The organism is Parapedobacter sp. ISTM3 (assembly GCF_016533505.1).
GTDB lineage: Bacteria > Bacteroidota > Bacteroidia > Sphingobacteriales > Sphingobacteriaceae > Parapedobacter > Parapedobacter luteus.
In genome coordinates, this window is sequence record NZ_JAENGN010000013.1 from 55,194 (window position 1) to 74,011 (window position 18,818).

An 18,818-nucleotide genomic window follows, 5' to 3' on the forward strand; every position below is an offset into this window, starting at 1 on the left:
TCTTTTCTTAAGCCAAACTTTTATGGCCGCTATAGGCCTTTTCTATGGGGTTGACAATTGATGACCAAAATTTGTTTGAAAAATTTCGGATAATCGTTAACTTAGTGAGTTGTACCGTGCGTAGGGCCGCAGGGCGTTACCGATAGCTGATATGATATCCGGATGGATTTCATCGTCGACCACTTGCCAGGCCCCCTCCTTTTCAAGGATGACAAACGAGTCTTTATCCGGCGTGATGATTCGCCACCCTTGCTCGCCATTATAATCCTCGGGTTGGGCGAGCAAACTAAGCTGCTCGCCGGTGATGGGTTCTTTAACCTTAATTCGCCTCATAATCGTATCCCCCTGTATAGCTAAGCTTCCAACAATTCTGCAATTTCAGGTGTTAATTGCCCTTTGACGTGTTCGTATTCTCCTGGCGATACATAGTCCTTTATAACACGGAATACCGCGGCAGCGCCGTCCTTCGGATTGCTACCGAAATCACGACCTGGTGTAGGGCTATTTGCGGTGATTTCCTGTAAGAAATCATCCATCGTCGGTGAATCACGTCGTTCCTTGCTGATATTCCAGCCATTGACGTATATGGCTTTCAGCACCATAGGCAGCTCAGATATCAAATGCATTGATTCTTCTACCGTTATCCGGTCACGTAATGCTTGAAATACCGCCTGTACCACGCGGAAAGCATGCTGCCGGTCATCCGGGGTTCCTAACTGTTCGGCTACTTTTTTTAAGAAAAGATTTCCCTCGTGGGCATACTGTTCAAAATGATTTTCCATGACTACATTCCTCCTTTATACGGACTGATAATACGATAACCATTCCAACCGGACCAAGAAAAACAGACTTACCTATCAGCGAAGCCACAAGTAGGCCAAAGGGGATGCTCAATACGCTTTTGTGTACATGATGTTGTTTTTTGTATACAATTCAGCTGGTATTAACTTCGTGGATAGGTTTCCTGTTTCATATAGAAGGTTCCCAAAAAGAAAATAAGGCGTAAAATTTTAAATGAAAACCAGCGGATTAGCCGACTTAGCAACGTCGTCTTAGCCGCAAAATCACTAGGATTGACCCGTGTGCAATGGTTTTGCATAATGTACTCCAGCTCCCCGATTGTCTGCCGCACGAACGATTTTCCCTGTACATCCAAATTCAATTCTACACTTACACGGGCACTCAGATCATTCACATTAAACGACCCAATAGTCAACCATTCGTCATCGCAGGTAGCAAGTTTGCCATGCAGCATATTGCCCGTATATTCGTATATTTCTACACCGTGTTGCAAGAGCCATTCGTACATGGAACGCTCAGCGTCTTTTACCAAGGGGACATCCATGCGGCTGCAAACAATTAATTGTATCGTCACGCCACGCTTTACAGCCATAGTGATATCCCGCCTGACCGTAGCTCCCGGCAAAAAATAACTGGACAGCAGAATTACCTTCTTTTTGGCTTTGCGGAAGATCGCTTTATAGGTGCGGGTGATATCGTATTTGCGGCGCACCCAGTCGTTGCGGCGTATACGGACAGCACCTACGTGCTCGGAACCAAAAGCTATCTCGGTATCGGCAGGTCTGCAACGCTCTGGTACGCTTTTCATGCGCTGCAAGTTTTTCCACATCGCCCAGCACAATTCACACAACCTCACGGCGACCTCTCCCTGCACGCACAGGGCGAAGTCCAGCCAAGCCGGTTTCCCCGGCTTATCATTGTACCGGTCGCCAATGTTGGTCCCCGTAACCACCGCATAACGAGCGTCCACAACGAGCACTTTCTGGTGCATCCTGCGGCCAATATAAAAACGCTTACTTCTGAACAGCGGCTCAAAAACACGGAAATGTATCCCATTTTCAACAAACTGGGAAATAAAGGTCTTTTTCAGCGCCTGTGATCCGTAGCCATCAACCAATAGATAGACCGCCACTCCCCGCTTTGCCGCGGCAATTAAGGCGTCAGCGACCAACTGCCCCGTTTCATCCGCCTCATAAATGTACACCTGCAAGTGAATGCTTTCCTGTGCGTGTTCGATGAGTTGGACCAACAAGGAAAAAAAGGTTTTACCACCGGTAAGCAGCCTCACTTGATGATTGGGAAGATAGTCTTGGTAGTTGCGCGTCGTGTTGTCTGGCATTTTAGGGTTATCTGCGTTCATGCTACCTAACAAATGGGGCGGACGGTTGTTTTCGCGCCAAATTTGGTTTGGACTTTGTAAAACATGTTATAAAAAACTTCACGGCCATGGCTAAAGATCACGGAAAACAAATCAAGGACGACGAAAAGTATGAAGCCTTGAAAGAAAAGGGAATGAGTAAAGAAAAAGCCGCCCGCATTGCCAACACACCAGATGCCGGCAAAAAGGGCGTTAAAGCTGGAAAACTAGACGAGCGGACAAAGGGTGAATTGATACAGGAGGCAAAAAAAATCGGTATCACGGGCTATTCTAAGCTCAACAAGAAAGACCTTATCGACCGGATAAGAAATCACTAAAACCGATTGATGGACGCCGCACCAGTTTCCGAAGGCATTTTACTTTTGGGGACAACCCATACTTCCCCGCCGAAGCGCAAGACGAGTTCGGCCAGATCGTCCAACACGTCATCAACCGGATGATCCGTCTCATCCGTATGATAAAGCACATTATTGCGATCGACAATGCGTCCCCTGATGACGCGATCCTCTTCGAGCAACACGGCTGCGACCTTGCCATCAAACGCATCCTTTACGATTTCATCGAGCTGATCGGCCCCTAACCGCTTGGTGGTTGCCTGCCTGTATTCACCAATGATATCCTCCAGGCGTTTGTCGTAGTGAGGCGCAAACACTTGCCAAGCGGCTTCCCGAAGCTCCTTTTCAGATAATGCAGCTGCATTCGTCTTTATCCCTTCTTCCAATAACTGTTTATTTCGGCTTATTCGTCTGAAAATGTGCTGATGCTCGGGAAGTGACGCCAATATAAGTGGAAGTCGCGTAGGAATTGAATATTTAGCCATAACTGCCCGGTCAACCGCCCGAAAAAACTGCTCAATATCGTTATCCAAATCTGTTTTTTTTAGCCCATGGTTTTGCGCCGTATCCCATTTTTTTCCGGTAGCCGTACGATAAGCAGCCAGCGTGGCGTGCAGATCACGCAATTCGTGATCCAGTGCATCAATCATGGATTCGGGTATACTTTCCTCCGATAAATCGATCTCATCCAGTTGATATCGGTCTCCTTCGAATAGCTGCGCTGTATTGGTGGTAAGTACCAGCACATGATAGCGATCATTGCTTTGCAAGTATTTCAACAACGGCTTTGTATGGGCGCTATCTGCCACGACAGCCAATGGTTGGACTTTTTTCCGCAATCGATACACATCAAACGACTCACGCGTAGCAAATACGGCCAACCCTTCTCTCGTATGTTGCCAAAACTGGTAATCTCCGGCCAATGCCTCAAACTCGGAAAATATGTTTTGGATAGCCTTATCTCGTACGTATTCTGCCCTGACCGGCTCAAATTGTTGTACCAGTTTCTTAAACACATCAGGGTCCTGCGCATTGTCAGGATGTGTGCGATGGGTAGGCATATACAGGGAAAAAACAGGGGGTTCATGATGCCCCAGCAGTGTATCGAGTTGCTTTTCAGTTAGTGTTGCCATAATTCTTTCTTTAAGCGTTCAACAAACAATAGGCAGTCAATGATGACTACTCTCATACGGTAAACAGCCATCTACGCCAATTGTTGGACACCTTGCGACAAAACATTTTATCCATAGGGATGTATATTTCATGGAACTTTGACAGTTATCGGCTGACATAAAAAATGAACGTTATAGACATCATATTGGTCCTCGTGGTGCTATTTGCCCTGTGGAATGGCATTTCAAGAGGTTTTTTGATTGGGATAGCCAGCTTAGTTTCGTGGGTCGGAAGCCTTGTGCTGACGTTTTGGCTATATCCTTATTTGGCCCGTTTTGTTGAAGTGTACATCATGGATAATGTCTGGACGGTACCGTTGTCTTTCTTAACGACGTTGCTGTTTACAGGCACTATCCTGTCGTTACTGGTGAACCATATTGTACAGCGGATTCCTCAAGCTGCACACACAAATTTGCTGAATAGGTGGTTGGGCATTATTCCGGGCTTTATAACAGGCATACTCTATGCAGCGGTTATTGCGACGTTGTTGTTGTTATTCCCGTTATCCGCGGCGCTCACCGCCCACACACGTGAGAGTGTGTGGGCGCAACGGTTGACCGCAGGTTTGGAACAGGTTGAGCAACCATTTGCGCCGGCGTTCCAAAAGGCGGTAAACCGCTCAGTGAACAAAATGACGATAGCTCCTGAATCTACCGAGCGTGTACGTTTGCCGTTTACCGTCGCCAACCCAACGCCACGGCCTGACTTGGAAAGCCAGATGCTTCAACTCATAAACGAAGCGCGGAAAAAGGTGGATCTATCACCCTTACAGCATGATGAAGAACTTACGCCCGTAGCTCGTGAACATGCAGCAGATATGTTTGCAAACGGCTATTTTTCGCATATCTCACCGGATGGCAGCACCCCTTTTGATCGTATCCGCCGGGCAAAGATCACGTTTCTTGCCGCTGGCGAAAACCTGGCGCTCGCGCAAACCTTGCCGTTGGCCCATGAAGGACTTATGAACTCGCCAGGGCACCGCGAGAATATCCTCCGCCCCGCGTTTGGCCGCGTTGGCATAGGCGTGCTTGACGGCGGCGTATATGGTTTGATGGTGACGCAAAACTTCCGCAATTAACGGATTCAATGACATGGATTGGGAACGTATCTTTCTCCACGAAGTCGACGGCCATTTTGCCTTGGAAGTTGTATTTCGTACGGCGTTCATGTTTATCGTTGTTATGGCCGTGCTGCGGCTATCGGGAAAACGGGGCGTACGGCAATTGTCGGTTTTTGAATTGGCAATCATCCTGAGCTTGGGATCAGCAGCCGGCGACCCGATGTTTTATGACGATGTGGCTATCGTGCCCACTGTGCTGGTGTGCGCCACAGCAATTGGCTTGTACCGCCTGATTACTTGGTTGATGACCAAAAATGAGCGATTTGAGCGGCTTCTGGAGGGACAGCCGGTGTATATTGTAGAGGATAGTATCCTGATCATTAAGGACGAGGCTAAGGACAGCCTTTCGAAGGATGAATTTTTTGCTGAATTGCGAGACAAGGGTGTTGAGCACCTTGGGCAGGTCCGAGCAGCTATTTTGGAAACCAACGGAAGCATGAGTGTATTTTTTTATCCGGAGGACGAAGTGAAATACGGGTTACCGATCCTGCCGCATGCCTATCGCAAGCATTCGGATCTTATCAAACAAGCCGGCTTGTACGCCTGCATATATTGCGGCACGTTACAGCAATTGCCGCCAGGCCGCCATCGCTGCAGTCGTTGCAATCGTCATGACTGGGTGTTGGCCATTAATACAAGACGGGTAAGCTAACCTTTTTTCGGTTAATTCAGCGTCACGCGAAGCCCGTCATGTGCATAGGGATAGTCGATTTGCTCACGGTTTCGGAACATTTCTGTACCGAAGTGAGTAAGCAAAATTCGCTTATGGGTCAATTGATCGGCATAGGCCAGCAGGGTCTTATAATTCATGTGCCCTTTTGCTTCCGAATGGTAGTCATTGCATTCGCAGATGAATAAATCGGCATCTCTTGCCAATTCGATTAACACCGGGGTCCAAGCGGTATCACCCGAAAAACTAATGATCTTCCCCCCAATTTCTATCCGCACGCCATGCGGCAGCGTATCGGGCGTATGCATCACCGGAAAAGCCGTTACTTCAAGATGGTCTGCCTCCATAACACCGTCCGTTATATAGGTTTTGAATAGGAGGTTTAGCTTGCCTAATACGTTGCTGCCTGGATAGAGCTGGTCAAGGAGTTTTGTAATCCGCTCCTTCCCCGTCGGCGGACTGATAATGGTTAATGGTTTTTCGCGGCGCCGAATGGCTTCCTCCAGCAACAAAAACGGCACACCGCCATAATGGTCGCCATGAAAGTGAGAAATCATGATGGTATCTATATCGTCTATGTTGATGCGCTGCTGTTTTATTCCGTAATACGCAGTAGCCCCGCAGTCAAGCAACAAGCGCGAATGCGAAGTATGAATATAAAAGCACGTTTGCAGCTGTCCGCCGCTTCCAAAGGCATCACCACATCCAATGATATCTACTGTTATGTCTCCCATGTTGTTATTGTTTTTTAAAAGATACAAACCAAAATCCGAATTGTTATATAAACAAACAAATGAATCAACATGCGTGTAACTAAAGGTATGAACAGTTATCGCCGTCACATCCGATTCGCTGTCATCCTGCTTGCTGCTTTTACGGCAGCATGCAGCGACCAATTAACGGGAACACTTTTTAGGAGCCCATCGCCGCATGAGCGCTACCTTAACCAGCTACGGGACGCCGGGCTTGAGCATAGTACGATGTACCAGCAATGGCTACATGCATCAAGACATAGCCTTGCCAGTCCGACGACCGTGACTGTCCCCCATCAAGAATCTGCCTATATTGCGCGCGAAAAACCCACAGCTATTGGTTACCTATTCAACGCGCGACAAGGCGAACGGCTACATATCGATATAACAATAAGTAGCACAGACAGCGTACAATTATTTATCGACCTTTTTGAAGCTGCATTGGACACAACCGGCGAACCGCGGCACCTTACCTCAGCAGACACCGGGGCTACAGTGCTTACCTGGGATACGAAGCGGGATGGGCAGTATATACTGCGTGTACAGCCAGAGCTCCTGACCGAGCTGTCTTTCAAGCTCCGGCTTACCGCGGAGGCCTCGCTCGGGAACCCGGTGGCACCAAACGCCAAGCAACACATAGGCAGCGTTTTCGGTGATATCCGGGATGGCGGAAGACGGAGCCATGAGGGTATTGATATTTTTGCTGCGCGCCATACACCCGTTATCGCAGCCGTTGACGGCGTGGTAGGTCGTGTAGGTGATAACCGGTTGGGGGGAAAAGTAATCTGGCTCCGGCCAAAAGACCGTCAGTTTAATTTATATTATGCCCACCTTGATAGTCAATTGGTAACTCCCGGCCAATTCGTAACTATGGGTGACACGCTCGGGCTGATGGGAAATACCGGAAATGCGCGGACTACCCCACCGCACCTTCACTTCGGCATCTATGGGATAGGTGGGGCCGTCGATCCACTGCCTTTTTTGCGCCCAGGGAAATCGACACCACCAAAGATTATCGCCGATACCACCCGCGTCGGCGACACATTACGCAGCAGTACGTCACTGCTTCCCGGCATTTCGCGGCATATGCCCATGCTTGTGGAAGCGTCTTATCGCAACGGATACCGTGTAGTCCTTCCGGATTATAGCAAGCATTTTGTACTCGAGAAACACGCCACACCGCTCACCCCCTTACGTCGCATACGGCTTGCCAGGCAACGTACCCTGTACGCCCAACCAGACACTACATCGGCACAAATCACCCACCTGAACGTAGGCAGCCAAGCCCATGTTTTGGCAGAGTACGATGATTTCTTGCTCATAGAAAGTCCGATACGAGGCTGGATACAGCAATGAAAGGTAATGCCAAAAAAATAAAACTAACTTGCTGCTCCATTGTATAGAGAATAACAAACACTTAACACTTATACCATGTTTTTTGCTATCCTATTTGGTGCAGTTTTTTTCATCGGCATACTGATCTATGTTATCTATCGGGCGAGACGGAGGAGGTAACGGTTCGTTTTTTTCTCAATTTCAAAATGGCCCTCAATTGATTGTTCCAGGTGATGAGGTTGCCGATGATAATTGCATCTTTCATATTGCTTTTCAGGCGCTTCCGCATAATCCGCTTAACAATATCTTTTCCCACTTCACCCGTTTCTTTTACACGGCCCAGCAGTTCTAACGCACATAAGGCGAGGAAAGCACCTATCAAAAACAGAAAATTCCATTGGTGGAGGGACACCAGCTTGAACGTTTTATCAAAATCAGGGCTATTCCATTCAAAGGTGATTTCCAAAGTTCTTTCGGCAAAGTAATCCGCCAACACACCACCTAATAATGGACCAAGCGCAGAAAAAACAGCCGTCACGATGTTCTTGACCGAGAGGTATACGATCGCATCTTCCTTTGGAGCGAGCTTAAGCCCGATATTGGTGAGCGAAAGATTGATCCCCGCGGTGGATATGCCGCTGAACATATGGATAAGCACAAGCAATCCGAGGTTGATATACATGATAGAATAGATGCCAACAAATGACCAAGCGATAATACAAAGAATATATACGGGTGCGCTTATCGCAATGATGCTTTTGTTGCTGTACCTATCGGAAAATATGCCCCACATCCGCAACGTCATTATGCTGGATAGTTGGCTGATGATGGTTAGTACAATGATATAAGACAGCGGTAATCCCATCCCTTGCAACATAAACACCGTAAAAAAAGGTGTGGCAATATTCAGTGCAAAAACCCAAGCAGAATTAAACACCAGCAACCGACGGAAATTTTCGTTTTTCAACGGCATTTTCAGAAGCGTAAACAACCGGGCTTTTGACAGATAAGATTGCGGCTCGGGTGCTCTGGACAAAAAATAAGCCCCTACCAGGCCAACGGCGCCTGCAATAATGAAAAACACGGCAAACGTAGTAAGCTCGTACGCCGGATACCGGCTTCGTATAAAATCAAGAAGCAAAGCAAGAATAATACTCAGCGCCACATTGAGCGTCTGCGTATACCGACTTCTTCGGGAAAAATATTTGCCCAGCATTTTCTCTGGAATCATGTCTTTCATCCACGAATTCCAACTCAAGCCGGATACTGAGCTGAAGAAAAAGTGAAAGAAAAGAAAGAAAATAAGCATATTGATCGACCCGCCCTGCCAACGGAGAACCATCAACCCAATAATCGCGAGTGGAATCCTTGCCAAAGCGATGCAAACGACAGATATTGCCCGCCGGTTCTGGTATTTCCTCACCAACATGATGGAGAGTAACTGGAAGACATTTGTAATCATGGGCAGGGCTGCTAACAGTCCGATTTGAACATTATTGGCGCCAAGTAACAACGCCATAGCGACCAAGAAAGCTCCACCCGTGAGCGACGTTACCACTTCAGAAGCAAGCCCATCCCAAATAACCATCCTCAGCCCACGCTTCACATCTCCTTCCGTTAGTTCTTGCTGGGGTTTTAAAGCCATATATTTTCAATGATATGCGTGTGTTATTGGTGTTTGCATATTTCGCACAACAAACCGGATGGCCAACTGTTGGCACAATAATGAAAAACCGAAAAAAACTCTGGATAGCTTTTGCGTTTATCATCTTAGCTGGGATGCTTGGCAGGTTTGCCTGGATCTATGTCCACGAAACGGCAGGAGTAGTACTTATCATCCTCAGCACGGCATGTTTGGCGGTAGCCCTAACGGTGTTTGCCCGTTATTTCAGCGAATATTAGCAGTTCGCAGGCGAGCACCCAGAGCCATTTTCGACTTCGCTGTAAACTAAACGACGATATTGTCTGTTATCCGACATAGCTGGCGGAACCTTGACATAAATAAAAATATTCCATCACCGGGCTTGCGAACGCATCGATTGATGAGAAAATGGCGATAACATCGAACTATTAAAAAGATAACAGATGAAATCAAAAGGCTTTATCAAAGATTGGCTCACCATCCTTAAGAACACGTTCACCATCTTTATGGACGTAAAAGGACTCAAATTTAGTGCCTCCCTGGCCTATTACACGATATTTTCGCTCGCACCGCTGCTGGTTTTAACCATATCATTGGCTGCATTATTTTTCGGACAAGAGGCGGCTGAAGGAAAAATTTTTGAAGAAATCAATGGACTTGTAGGCAACAGTGCCGCAGCACAGATACAGGAGATACTTAAAAATGTCCAACTCAAAGAAGACAATACATTGGCTCTTGTCATAGGGATCGGAACCTTATTGCTGGGAGCGACCACTGTGTTTGGGGATATGCAGCATTCCATCAACAAGATTTGGGAAATCAAGCCGAAACCGAAACGGGGTTGGGTCAAGCTAATTACCGACCGGCTCCTCTCCTCTTCACTCGTGCTGTCATTAGGCTTTTTGCTTATCGTATCGTTGATTGTCAATGGGGTATTGATGGTATTCATGGACTATGTAAGAAGGCTGTTTTCAGACCTTGCCGTCTACTTGTCCATCGCCATAGAAACCATTACCAACTTCATTGTCATCAGCACCTTATTCGGCGTCATTTTCAAGTTCTTGCCCGATGTACGCATCCAGTGGAAAGATGTAAAAGCCGGTGCTTTTTTCACGGCCGTGTTATTCATGGTCGGTCGTTTTCTCATCAGCTTCTACATCCAGACAACCGGTCCGGAATCTACCTATGGCGCCGCTGCATCTGTCATTGTGCTCCTCCTGTGGGTGTATTATACAGCAGCCATTCTCTATATCGGGGCGTCATTCACCAGAGCATATACTGAATACCATGGATCACATATTGCTCCTGCGGAATTTGCGGTACATGTGGAAGAACGGGAAACAGAAAGCGAAGTTGACCATATTCCCCCTGCAGATGCCGTAAGGAAAAAGACGGAATCCGAATAACGCGACGAATGATTCACCGCAGGGTTGAACCAAATATTTAATTGTAAAAATTATATTACAATACAAAAACATATCCTTGGTATTACTAAATACAGTAATTTTATAGAAGCACATGCAAGAAGCGTTTAATTAGTTAAAATAATTAAAACAAAAAAGCAGCTGTTTTGTTGGCACTTGGCAAACAGATATTCTATTAAACAAACACATTAATCTAATACAGTTTCCGTTAAATTAGCAAGAGACAAAAACTGAAACGGTCAATTCAGTGGTTTCTTCATCGACGATGGCCTTAAAAAGAGCATCAAGCGCATTGTTGACACTTGTTATAAGGGGGATGACGTAAACGATTAATTCTATAGTTATGAATAAGATTGAGTTTAACGCGAAGGTTGTTCAAGAAGCCAGCTCTTTAAGCAACTATGCATTTTACTTCACACGCGACGAAGAAAATGCCAATGACCTGGTACAGGACACGCTGTTAAAAGCGTTTTCTTACTACAATAAATTCAAAGAGGGCACGAACCTGCAAGCATGGCTTTATACCATACTCAAAAACACATTCATCAATTACTATCGAAGAAAAGTTAAAACCAACGCGATCATCCTTAAAACCGATACCATCTCGTCGTCAGACCTGTATAAAAGCTCCCTGCGCAACACCGCTGAGGGAAAGTTTGTAATGGAAGACATCGAGCAAGCCTTGTCCAAACTATCAGCCGAATTTTATTATCCGTTTTCGATGTATTATGAAGGCTATAAGTATCACGAAATTGCCGATCATTTCCAAATCCCTATTGGAACTGTCAAAACACGGATTCACGTTGCCAGGCAGCAACTAAAGAAGAAACTTAGACCTTACGGTACGGAAAATTAGGGATGTTAGAACCAAAGAGCGCGCGGATCGCCAATATCATTATCATTTTATCGTTATCCGTTGCAAGTTTATATTTCGCGGCCCCATTCCTTATTCCGGTGATACTGGCGGCACTACTTGCTATGTTACTTAATCGGGTCAGCGAAATGTTGGAAAAAAAGGGCCTTAATCGGGCACTGGCGGCGCTTGTACCCGTCGCATTGGTACTTGGGGTGGTCGTATTACTCGTGTTTGTCCTTTCCTGGCAAGTCAACCGCATGACTGATGATTTCGACAACATGAAGGAAACGGTGACCACAAAAATAGACGCGTTCCGATCGTGGGTAAGCGAAACGTTAGGCATTCCCAAGGCCGAACAGGCAAAGATGCTCAACGGGGGGGAGCGTCAAGCAACACAGCAAACAAGCACGGTAGTCTTCAGCGTTATCAATACCTTGACCAGTATTGCGGTGGATGGTGTGCTGATTATCGTATATACCTATCTGCTTATCTTTTACCGCGCTCATCTGAAAAAATTCATCCTGCGTATTGTGCCGGACGACAAGCGGCAGGACGCTGACCGCATTGTGCATAAATCGGTGGCCGTTGCAGGCCAATACCTGATCGGCCTGTTCAAAATGGTGGTCGTCCTCTGGATTATGTATGGTATTGGCTTCAGTATCGCCGGGTTAGAAGGCGCCATATTGTTCGCCATTATCTGTGGCATGTTGGAGATTGTTCCCTTCTTCGGAAATTTTGTTGGCAACCTGATCGCTATTTTAGCGGCATTGGCACAAGGCGGCGATGCCCGTATGGTACTCGGTATCGTGCTGGTGTACCTGACTGTGCAGTTTTTGCAAACCTATATTCTTGAACCGCTCGTGGTTGGCCAACAGGTAAACATCAACCCGTTGTTTACGATTATGGGATTGGTAGCGGGCGAACTCCTATGGGGTATCGCCGGCATGGCCCTGGCCATACCATTGATAGGCATCATCAAAATTATCTGCGATAATATCCCCCAACTACAAGCCTATGGGGCGCTTATCGGTCCGGCAGGAACACGGAAAAACAGAACGTCTTTCCTCGATTCGTTGAAAGGCATGCTACGCAGGAAATAGCCCTGCCCGCTCATTTGGTGGCTTTACGCAAAAACGCTAAAAGTTGCCTTTCGGTCTCCGTAGCCAGCGGTTGGCCATTGCCATTTAAGCTACGACGCAAATAAGGCAGTAGCGATCCATCGCTGTAAGCGCTCACCAACCTATCAGGCACATAATATTGCTTGCAGACCGTCCTCGTATTTCCCAGGCGTTTGGATACCGCATCCAAGACGGTAAGGACGTTGGCCTGGCATTCGCGCTCATTGCCGTAATCAAGGCAGCCGGCAAATAGGCGAAATGCCCAAAGTCCGGCATACCAGGTCCGGTAATCTTTGGAGGTAAAATTCAGATTGGCATGGCGCTGAATATAGGCATTGATATCCGCTGCATTAAGCCGGCGTCTTTTTCCTTCGTCATCCATGTATTGGAATAAATATGCGCCCGGCATTCGTACCAACTCCCGCAAGTGCGACGCTAAGCGGGCATTGCGCACCGTAATGTGCTGCCGTACGCCCTTTTTTCCACGAAATCGAAAGATTATTTCACTGGCCAGGATAGTTGCATGCTTCTTCTTCAACGTGGTCAACCCATGGCTGCCGTATTTGCGGAAATATTGTTCATTACCTATCCGTATTAGGGTTTCTTCAGTCACTTTCAATGCTATTGCAGTGACCCGCTCTTTTTGGAGCGGCGTAGATTTTAAATCGCTACGTATTTGCTTCCTTAATTGCGGCAGCGCATTACCGAATTCTACCATCCGCAACAACTTCGCCTGCTGCCGTTCCCTTGTCCAGTCGGGATGGTAGAGATACTGTTTTCGGCCTTTTTCGTCGAGTCCCGTGGCTTGCAGATGGCCATTTTTACTGGGGCTAATCCACACGTTTTTCCAGGCGGGTGGGATGACCAATGCACGAAAACGATCCAATTTCCGGGGGTCCGTCACCCGGTTGCCTTCATGGTCTGTAAAATAATACCCCCGCCCTCGTTTCACACGTGTGTAGCCACGCACCAAGTCCGGAAGGTACCGAAGTTTCGAACGTTTTCGTTTTGGCTCCAATTTGGCGGTTTTACTCCTGTCGCTCCCGTTTGTCCTTGCTCATCTCACTCTGTACCCAACTGAAAAACAACGCCATTTTCATGTTCTCAAACATTCTGACGCCTGACATCTCGTTGGAATGTTCGTCGTTGGCTATGCCTTCGTGCGCTGGTAGGGGACTTTGATACGGAGTGGATGTAGACGCTGCCACTCGGCTCAATTTACTCCTTTTCATAGACAATAATTGCTTGTAAGGACTCGGAGCCTGTAGCATCATAAGGGATGGGCGTTCTGCCGCTACCATAGCCTTATATTGTGAATGGCAGGCCCCATTCGTATATTCGCATTAAAATGGCCTATACCCCGCCGCTTGGCAGGGAACTTGCTTCATCTTTTGGATAATACTCATTTACGGCATCTATAACGTCATAGATTTCAAATGGTTTCCGGATGTAAGCATTCGCTCCACAGTGTTGGGCAATATCATCAATGTCGCGCACGGCCGAAATCATGATAATCGGGATCGTTGCAGTCTCTTCATTCAACCGCAGCTCTCTACATAGATTGCTCCCCCAGCACCAACTCAATCCTTCATCCATTAGTATAAGCCCGATATCATTATCCTTCAATATTTTGTACATTGATTTTCCACTGTCCGTAATCACTTCATATTCCTCGAACTGCATAATCTCGGCAACAATGTCTGCCATATCCGGATCGTCCTCGACGTACAAAATTTTCTTTCTCATCAAATTTACAATTGTTAGTGTTGATTGCTGTCAAAAATTAAAACCCTTTATCGCTGATTGAAATGTACATCATCCGCTGACGGATGTATGTAAAAGGTGTACAAACAACCCGTTTAAATGTTTTCTTCCCGACGATATTATTGTTTTAATTTTGATCGTTTTGTTTGGTTTGTTCACCACCCGCTACCTTGTCCTTATGTAATCGGTTCCCGCCGCCCGGCTTCACATCGCCCTGGCTCGCCCCTTCCCCTTCAGGCACGGTATTGATCTGTTCAACTTGAGGGTCTATTCCCGCTTCATAGTTTTTTTCCTGCTTTTTATCCTTCAAATCCTTCCTTGCTCGGATCAGATCGTCGCCCTTTTTGTCACGCAGGCGGCTACTATCTGCCGAGACCTGCGCACTTTCTTTCTTTATAGCCATATTGCATTGAGTTTTGTTGTTCGTTATATCGTGTGTTTCGTTATGTTGTGTATACTTACTTACAATCGCGCACCCCGAATGTTTAAGAAAAACCAAACCAACGTTGGATCGGATTGTTAGGCAGATAGAAATAACATTGGTAAAACAACAATATTCTTGTTATGGCATCGAATAAAACCATGAGCCATGAAGCTCAGCAATCGCATGAAGATCCGGCTAACAAATACCCAAAACCACCGTTTCCCAAAAAGCCTCAAGAAGTGCCGGGTACGGAGAGCGCCATGGACCCACAGGCCGACCATGGTGAACAATCATACCGCGGAAAAGGCAGGCTAATCGGTAAAGCAGCGATTATCACCGGCGGAGATTCTGGTATCGGAAAAGCGGTAGCCATTGCCTTCGCGCGGGAAGGCGCCGATGTGCTGATTAGTTACTTGGACGATGTCGAAGACCGGGATGCCGAAGATACCATTAAATATATCGAAGAGGCGGGAAGGAAAGGCGTCCAGGTGAAAGGCGACATTAGCTCAGAAAAGCACTGCCAAAAAATTATTGAAACAGCCGTAAAGGAATTTGGCAAAATTGATATCCTGGTCAATAACGCGGCGTACCAAATGTCAAGGGATACCTTACAAGATATTCCGGCATGGGAATGGGAGAAAACATTTGCCGTCAACATCCATAGCATGTTCTACCTGTGTAAGGCCGCCGAACCGTATATGCCACCGGGTTCGAGCATTATCAATACCACGTCAGTCAACGCTTATGAGCCAAATCCGACCTTGTTGCCCTACGCTGCGACAAAAGCCGCCATCCAGAACTTCACGGCCAACTTGAGCCAAATTTTACTCGAACAGGGGAAAGGCATCCGCGTAAATGCTGTGGCGCCCGGTCCCATATGGACGCCGCTTATTCCTTCTACCATCCCAGATCATGAACATTTCGGCGAAAACACACCATTTGAACGGCCCGGGCAGCCCGTTGAGGTCGCCCCGGCGTATGTTTTTTTAGCTTCTGAAGAGGCTAACTATATCTCTGGCGCGACACTTCCGGTTACTGGCGGACGTATTACCATATAATTTTCTTGTTTTACTTTAACACTATATTATTCATGAAAACGTTGAGATTATTAATAGCATGTGGACTAATAGCAAGCATGGCTTCATGCGGAAATTCGGGGCAAAATCAGGACACCGACGGATCAGACTCGCTGTTTATAGATTCAACGGCAAACGATTCAGCGACCTGGGGAGACACCACCCCGACTACTGACTCGCTGGCAAGCCCTTCTTTCCCCTGATGGGGGCGATGGGTAAGGTGAACAGGAAAATACCTACCTTTGCAGAAAACTAATTTCTGTATGGCGTTATCACCACTGACGGCCGTGTCTCCTGTAGACGGCCGTTACCATCATGTAACTCACGAGTTGTCTGCTTTTTTCTCCGAATATGCGCTGATTAAATACCGCGTGTTTGTAGAGGTCGAATACTTTATTAGTTTATGCGGTTCGGGGGTGCCCCAGTTGGCGCATTTTGATGGCAGCCTCAACGATAAGCTGAGGGATATCTATCGGCATTTTTCATTGGAAGACGCCCAATGGATTAAGGAAAAAGAGAAAGAAACCAATCACGACGTGAAAGCGGTAGAGTATTTCCTGAAGGACCGGTTTGAGTCACTGGGACTGGTAGACTCATTGGAATTTATCCATTTCGGGCTTACTTCGCAAGACATCAATAATACGGCTATCCCTTATTCGTGGAAAGAAGCATTGACCAACGTTTATATACCTCAGGTTAACGCGGTTAATAACACGCTCCGGCAACTGGCCACAACATGGGCCAGAATCCCCATGCTCGCCCGTACCCATGGCCAACCGGCTTCCCCCACCCGCTTGGGGAAGGAGATCAATGTATTTGTCGAACGGCTTACCAACCAGTTGCAGCTTCTCGTGTCCATACCGCACGCCGCGAAATTCGGAGGTGCCACGGGCAATTTCAATGCGCACCAAGTGGCCTATCCTGACTTAGATTGGGTGGCATTCGGCAATGCCTTCGTGAACGATACGTTAGGATTGCACCGCTCACAAACCACTACGCAAATTGAGCATTACGACCATTTTGCGGCGCAATGCGACGCGTTAAAACGCATCAACAACATCTTAGTCGACTTATGCAGGGATATCTGGGCGTACATCTCGATGGATTATTTCAAGCAAAAAATCACGAAAGGTCAAGTTGGTTCGTCAGCAATGCCCCACAAGGTCAATCCCATTGATTTTGAAAATGCGGAAGGTAATTTGGGCATTGCCAATGCGCTTTTTGAACACCTCGCTGCGAAGCTGCCGATATCGCGCATGCAACGCGATCTTACCGATTCGACCGTGCTCCGTAATATCGGAATGCCCATGGCACATACACTTATCGCCTTCAAGTCCACTATAAAAGGGTTGAATAAGCTCATCCTGAATGAGGCGGCACTCAAAGCCGATTTGGAGCAAAACTGGGCTGTGGTGGCGGAAGCGATTCAAACGATTCTGCGCCGCGAAGGGTATCCAAAACCCTACGAGGCCCTCAAGGAATTGACCCGAACCAACGATACGATCACCCAGACTACCATCGCGGCGTTTGTGGATACGCTTAACGTAAGTGATACGGTAAAAGCCGAACTGAAGGCCATAACACCGTGGGACTACACGGGCGTGTAATCTGACGATATGTTGACCCGGATTTTGCTGGAATATTAATACCTTTGTAAAAATGACGAAGAAATGGCTACGATAAACGTTTATACCGAATATACACCGAACCCCGCGACCATGAAGTTTTTGGTCAATAAATTATTGGTCAATGGCAGCTTGGACTTCCCGGATCGGGAAAAGGCACAAGCATCTCCGTTCGCACGGGAGCTGTTTAAGTTCAATTTCGTGAACGGTGTGTTTTTCGCCAGCAATTTCGTGACCATTACCAAAACCGAGGATGCCGAGTGGGAAGACATCGAAGCGATTTTAAAGGACTTCGTAAAAGGGGCCGTGGAATCCGAACTCAAGGTGCAAGAGGTGGTAAAAGATGAAGAGGTAAACTTTGAAGGCACGGAAACCGAGATTAAAATACAGCAAATCCTGCACGATTATGTGCGTCCGGCGGTCGAACAGGATGGCGGAGCCATCAATTACCGGTCATTCGAAGAAGGGACGGTATTCGTTGAGTTGCGTGGGTCGTGCAGCGGCTGTCCCTCTTCCACGATTACGCTCAAAGCGGGCATTGAAGGACTACTCAAACGGATGGTCCCGGAAGTACAGGAAGTGGTAGCCGAAGCAATGTAAGCTGACATATGTCTTTCAACGTATTCTTTGCCTCGATCCTCGGAGTCTTTTTTGCTGCGGCGTGTAGCAGCGCACCCGACCAAAAGGACAATCGCCGTAAAGAAGCCGATCGGCGAGATACCACTGCCGGCACGGCAGAAAAAAGGACCATTTTATTTTATGGAAATAGCCTTACTGCCGGCTATGGGCTTGAAAGTCAGGATCTGGCGTTTCCAGGCCTTATTCAGCAACGGATAGACTCCTTAGATCTACCTTATCGTGTCATCAACGCCGGGCTAAGCGGCGAAACTACAGCCGCTGGAAATGAGCGCATCGACTGGTTGCTCAACGAGCATATCGACATTTTTGTCTTAGAATTGGGCGCAAACGACGGCCTTCGGGGAATACCTACCGAAGAAACCAGAAAAAATCTGCAAAATATCATCGATAAGGTGACCGCAAAATATCCCGAATGCAAACTGGTACTCGCGGGTATGATGGTACCGCCGAGTATGGGTGGTGACTACGGCAAGGCATTCACAGCCCTTTTTCCGGCATTGGCTAAAGCCAATAACATGGCTTATGTACCGTTTTTATTAGAAGGGGTAGCGGGAGAAGCGGGGCTTAATCAACGTGACAGCATCCACCCCACCGAAGAAGGACACCGCATACTTGCCGAAAATGTATGGAAAGTATTGCAGCCATTACTTTAAACTTTCCATTTTCCCGCGTCTAATTTATCGGTA

At 47.2% G+C, this 18,818-nt stretch carries 23 protein-coding genes; 13 read left to right on the top strand and 10 right to left on the bottom strand.

The window, feature by feature from the left end; all coding sequences use genetic code 11:
• Window positions 1-96 precede the first annotated feature (96 nt).
• From JHJ32_RS16380 to JHJ32_RS16390, 3 genes are all read right to left on the bottom strand, one after another.
• Window positions 97-333, bottom strand: a complete 237-nt coding sequence (locus tag JHJ32_RS16380) for a hypothetical protein (RefSeq protein WP_079718195.1) — start codon at window positions 331-333, stop codon at window positions 97-99.
• Window positions 334-353: 20 nt separating this feature from the next.
• A complete protein-coding gene (locus tag JHJ32_RS16385; RefSeq protein WP_200121678.1) occupies window positions 354-782 on the bottom strand; it encodes a DUF2267 domain-containing protein in 429 nt (142 codons plus the stop codon).
• 161 nt (window positions 783-943) lie between these two features.
• The gene (locus JHJ32_RS16390) at window positions 944-2,161 is read right to left on the bottom strand and encodes a phosphatidylserine/phosphatidylglycerophosphate/cardiolipin synthase family protein (RefSeq protein WP_079718197.1); all 1,218 of its coding nucleotides are present in this window, start codon (window positions 2,159-2,161) and stop codon (window positions 944-946) included.
• 86 nt (window positions 2,162-2,247) lie between these two features.
• Here JHJ32_RS16390 and JHJ32_RS16395 point away from each other — a divergent pair, with 86 nt between their 5' ends.
• Window positions 2,248-2,496, top strand: coding sequence for a Rho termination factor N-terminal domain-containing protein (locus JHJ32_RS16395; protein WP_200121679.1), 249 nt, complete (start codon window positions 2,248-2,250; stop codon window positions 2,494-2,496).
• Here JHJ32_RS16395 and JHJ32_RS16400 read toward each other — a convergent pair.
• Window positions 2,493-3,647: a hypothetical protein gene (locus tag JHJ32_RS16400; RefSeq protein ID WP_200121680.1), complete on the bottom strand. Its 1,155-nt coding sequence runs from the start codon at window positions 3,645-3,647 to the stop codon at window positions 2,493-2,495. The genes JHJ32_RS16395 and JHJ32_RS16400 overlap by 4 nt on opposite strands.
• A gap of 164 nt (window positions 3,648-3,811) precedes the next feature.
• On the opposite strand from JHJ32_RS16400, the gene JHJ32_RS16405 reads away from it, so the two are divergent.
• Window positions 3,812-4,765, top strand: a complete 954-nt coding sequence (locus JHJ32_RS16405) for a CvpA family protein (RefSeq protein ID WP_200121681.1) — start codon at window positions 3,812-3,814, stop codon at window positions 4,763-4,765.
• Window positions 4,766-4,778: 13 nt separating this feature from the next.
• Window positions 4,779-5,459: a DUF421 domain-containing protein gene (locus JHJ32_RS16410; protein WP_079718201.1), complete on the top strand. Its 681-nt coding sequence runs from the start codon at window positions 4,779-4,781 to the stop codon at window positions 5,457-5,459.
• Window positions 5,460-5,470: 11 nt separating this feature from the next.
• Here JHJ32_RS16410 and JHJ32_RS16415 read toward each other — a convergent pair whose 3' ends face one another.
• Window positions 5,471-6,211: an MBL fold metallo-hydrolase gene (locus JHJ32_RS16415; RefSeq protein ID WP_079718202.1), complete on the bottom strand. Its 741-nt coding sequence runs from the start codon at window positions 6,209-6,211 to the stop codon at window positions 5,471-5,473.
• Between the two features lie 69 nt (window positions 6,212-6,280).
• Between JHJ32_RS16415 and JHJ32_RS16420 the strand changes: the two genes are divergently transcribed.
• The gene (locus JHJ32_RS16420; RefSeq protein ID WP_200121682.1) at window positions 6,281-7,585 is read left to right on the top strand and encodes a M23 family metallopeptidase; all 1,305 of its coding nucleotides are present in this window, start codon (window positions 6,281-6,283) and stop codon (window positions 7,583-7,585) included.
• A gap of 130 nt (window positions 7,586-7,715) precedes the next feature.
• Here JHJ32_RS16420 and JHJ32_RS16425 read toward each other — a convergent pair whose 3' ends face one another.
• Window positions 7,716-9,209, bottom strand: a complete 1,494-nt coding sequence (locus JHJ32_RS16425; RefSeq protein WP_200121683.1) for an MFS transporter — start codon at window positions 9,207-9,209, stop codon at window positions 7,716-7,718.
• Window positions 9,210-9,289: 80 nt separating this feature from the next.
• Between JHJ32_RS16425 and JHJ32_RS16430 the strand changes: the two genes are divergently transcribed.
• The 4 genes from JHJ32_RS16430 to JHJ32_RS16445 all read left to right on the top strand — a co-directional run bounded on the left by JHJ32_RS16430 (window position 9,290) and on the right by JHJ32_RS16445 (window position 12,586).
• Complete coding sequence (locus tag JHJ32_RS16430) at window positions 9,290-9,466, top strand: hypothetical protein (protein ID WP_176146257.1); 177 nt, start codon at window positions 9,290-9,292, stop codon at window positions 9,464-9,466.
• 183 nt (window positions 9,467-9,649) lie between these two features.
• Entirely contained in the window at window positions 9,650-10,612 is a 963-nt protein-coding gene (locus JHJ32_RS16435; RefSeq protein WP_200121684.1) for a YihY/virulence factor BrkB family protein, read from the top strand.
• 361 nt (window positions 10,613-10,973) lie between these two features.
• Entirely contained in the window at window positions 10,974-11,486 is a 513-nt protein-coding gene (locus JHJ32_RS16440; protein WP_079718207.1) for an RNA polymerase sigma factor, read from the top strand.
• 2 nt (window positions 11,487-11,488) lie between these two features.
• Complete coding sequence (locus JHJ32_RS16445; RefSeq protein ID WP_200121685.1) at window positions 11,489-12,586, top strand: AI-2E family transporter; 1,098 nt, start codon at window positions 11,489-11,491, stop codon at window positions 12,584-12,586.
• A 10-nt stretch (window positions 12,587-12,596) separates the two neighbouring features.
• Here JHJ32_RS16445 and JHJ32_RS16450 read toward each other — a convergent pair whose 3' ends face one another.
• The 4 genes from JHJ32_RS16450 to JHJ32_RS16465 all read right to left on the bottom strand — a co-directional run bounded on the left by JHJ32_RS16450 (window position 12,597) and on the right by JHJ32_RS16465 (window position 14,771).
• Window positions 12,597-13,622 (bottom strand): DNA topoisomerase IB, encoded by a 1,026-nt coding sequence (locus JHJ32_RS16450; protein ID WP_200121686.1) that lies wholly within the window; start codon window positions 13,620-13,622, stop codon window positions 12,597-12,599.
• A gap of 10 nt (window positions 13,623-13,632) precedes the next feature.
• Complete coding sequence (locus JHJ32_RS16455) at window positions 13,633-13,836, bottom strand: hypothetical protein (RefSeq protein ID WP_079718210.1); 204 nt, start codon at window positions 13,834-13,836, stop codon at window positions 13,633-13,635.
• Between the two features lie 121 nt (window positions 13,837-13,957).
• Complete coding sequence (locus JHJ32_RS16460) at window positions 13,958-14,350, bottom strand: PleD family two-component system response regulator (protein WP_200121687.1); 393 nt, start codon at window positions 14,348-14,350, stop codon at window positions 13,958-13,960.
• 145 nt (window positions 14,351-14,495) lie between these two features.
• Window positions 14,496-14,771 (bottom strand): hypothetical protein, encoded by a 276-nt coding sequence (locus tag JHJ32_RS16465; RefSeq protein WP_079718212.1) that lies wholly within the window; start codon window positions 14,769-14,771, stop codon window positions 14,496-14,498.
• 161 nt (window positions 14,772-14,932) lie between these two features.
• Between JHJ32_RS16465 and JHJ32_RS16470 the strand changes: the two genes are divergently transcribed.
• The 5 genes from JHJ32_RS16470 (at window position 14,933) to JHJ32_RS16490 (ending at window position 18,785) form a co-directional block, all read left to right on the top strand.
• Window positions 14,933-15,850 (top strand): SDR family oxidoreductase, encoded by a 918-nt coding sequence (locus tag JHJ32_RS16470; protein WP_233632711.1) that lies wholly within the window; start codon window positions 14,933-14,935, stop codon window positions 15,848-15,850.
• Between the two features lie 32 nt (window positions 15,851-15,882).
• A complete protein-coding gene (locus JHJ32_RS16475) occupies window positions 15,883-16,071 on the top strand; it encodes a hypothetical protein (protein WP_139378764.1) in 189 nt (62 codons plus the stop codon).
• Between the two features lie 60 nt (window positions 16,072-16,131).
• Window positions 16,132-17,475 (top strand): adenylosuccinate lyase, encoded by a 1,344-nt coding sequence (purB, locus tag JHJ32_RS16480; protein ID WP_079718213.1) that lies wholly within the window; start codon window positions 16,132-16,134, stop codon window positions 17,473-17,475.
• Between the two features lie 63 nt (window positions 17,476-17,538).
• The gene (locus JHJ32_RS16485; protein ID WP_079718214.1) at window positions 17,539-18,093 is read left to right on the top strand and encodes a NifU family protein; all 555 of its coding nucleotides are present in this window, start codon (window positions 17,539-17,541) and stop codon (window positions 18,091-18,093) included.
• Window positions 18,094-18,101: 8 nt separating this feature from the next.
• On the top strand, window positions 18,102-18,785 hold the full coding sequence (locus JHJ32_RS16490; protein ID WP_200121688.1) for an arylesterase: 684 nt from the start codon (window positions 18,102-18,104) through the stop codon (window positions 18,783-18,785).
• Window positions 18,786-18,818: the final 33 nt, after the last annotated feature.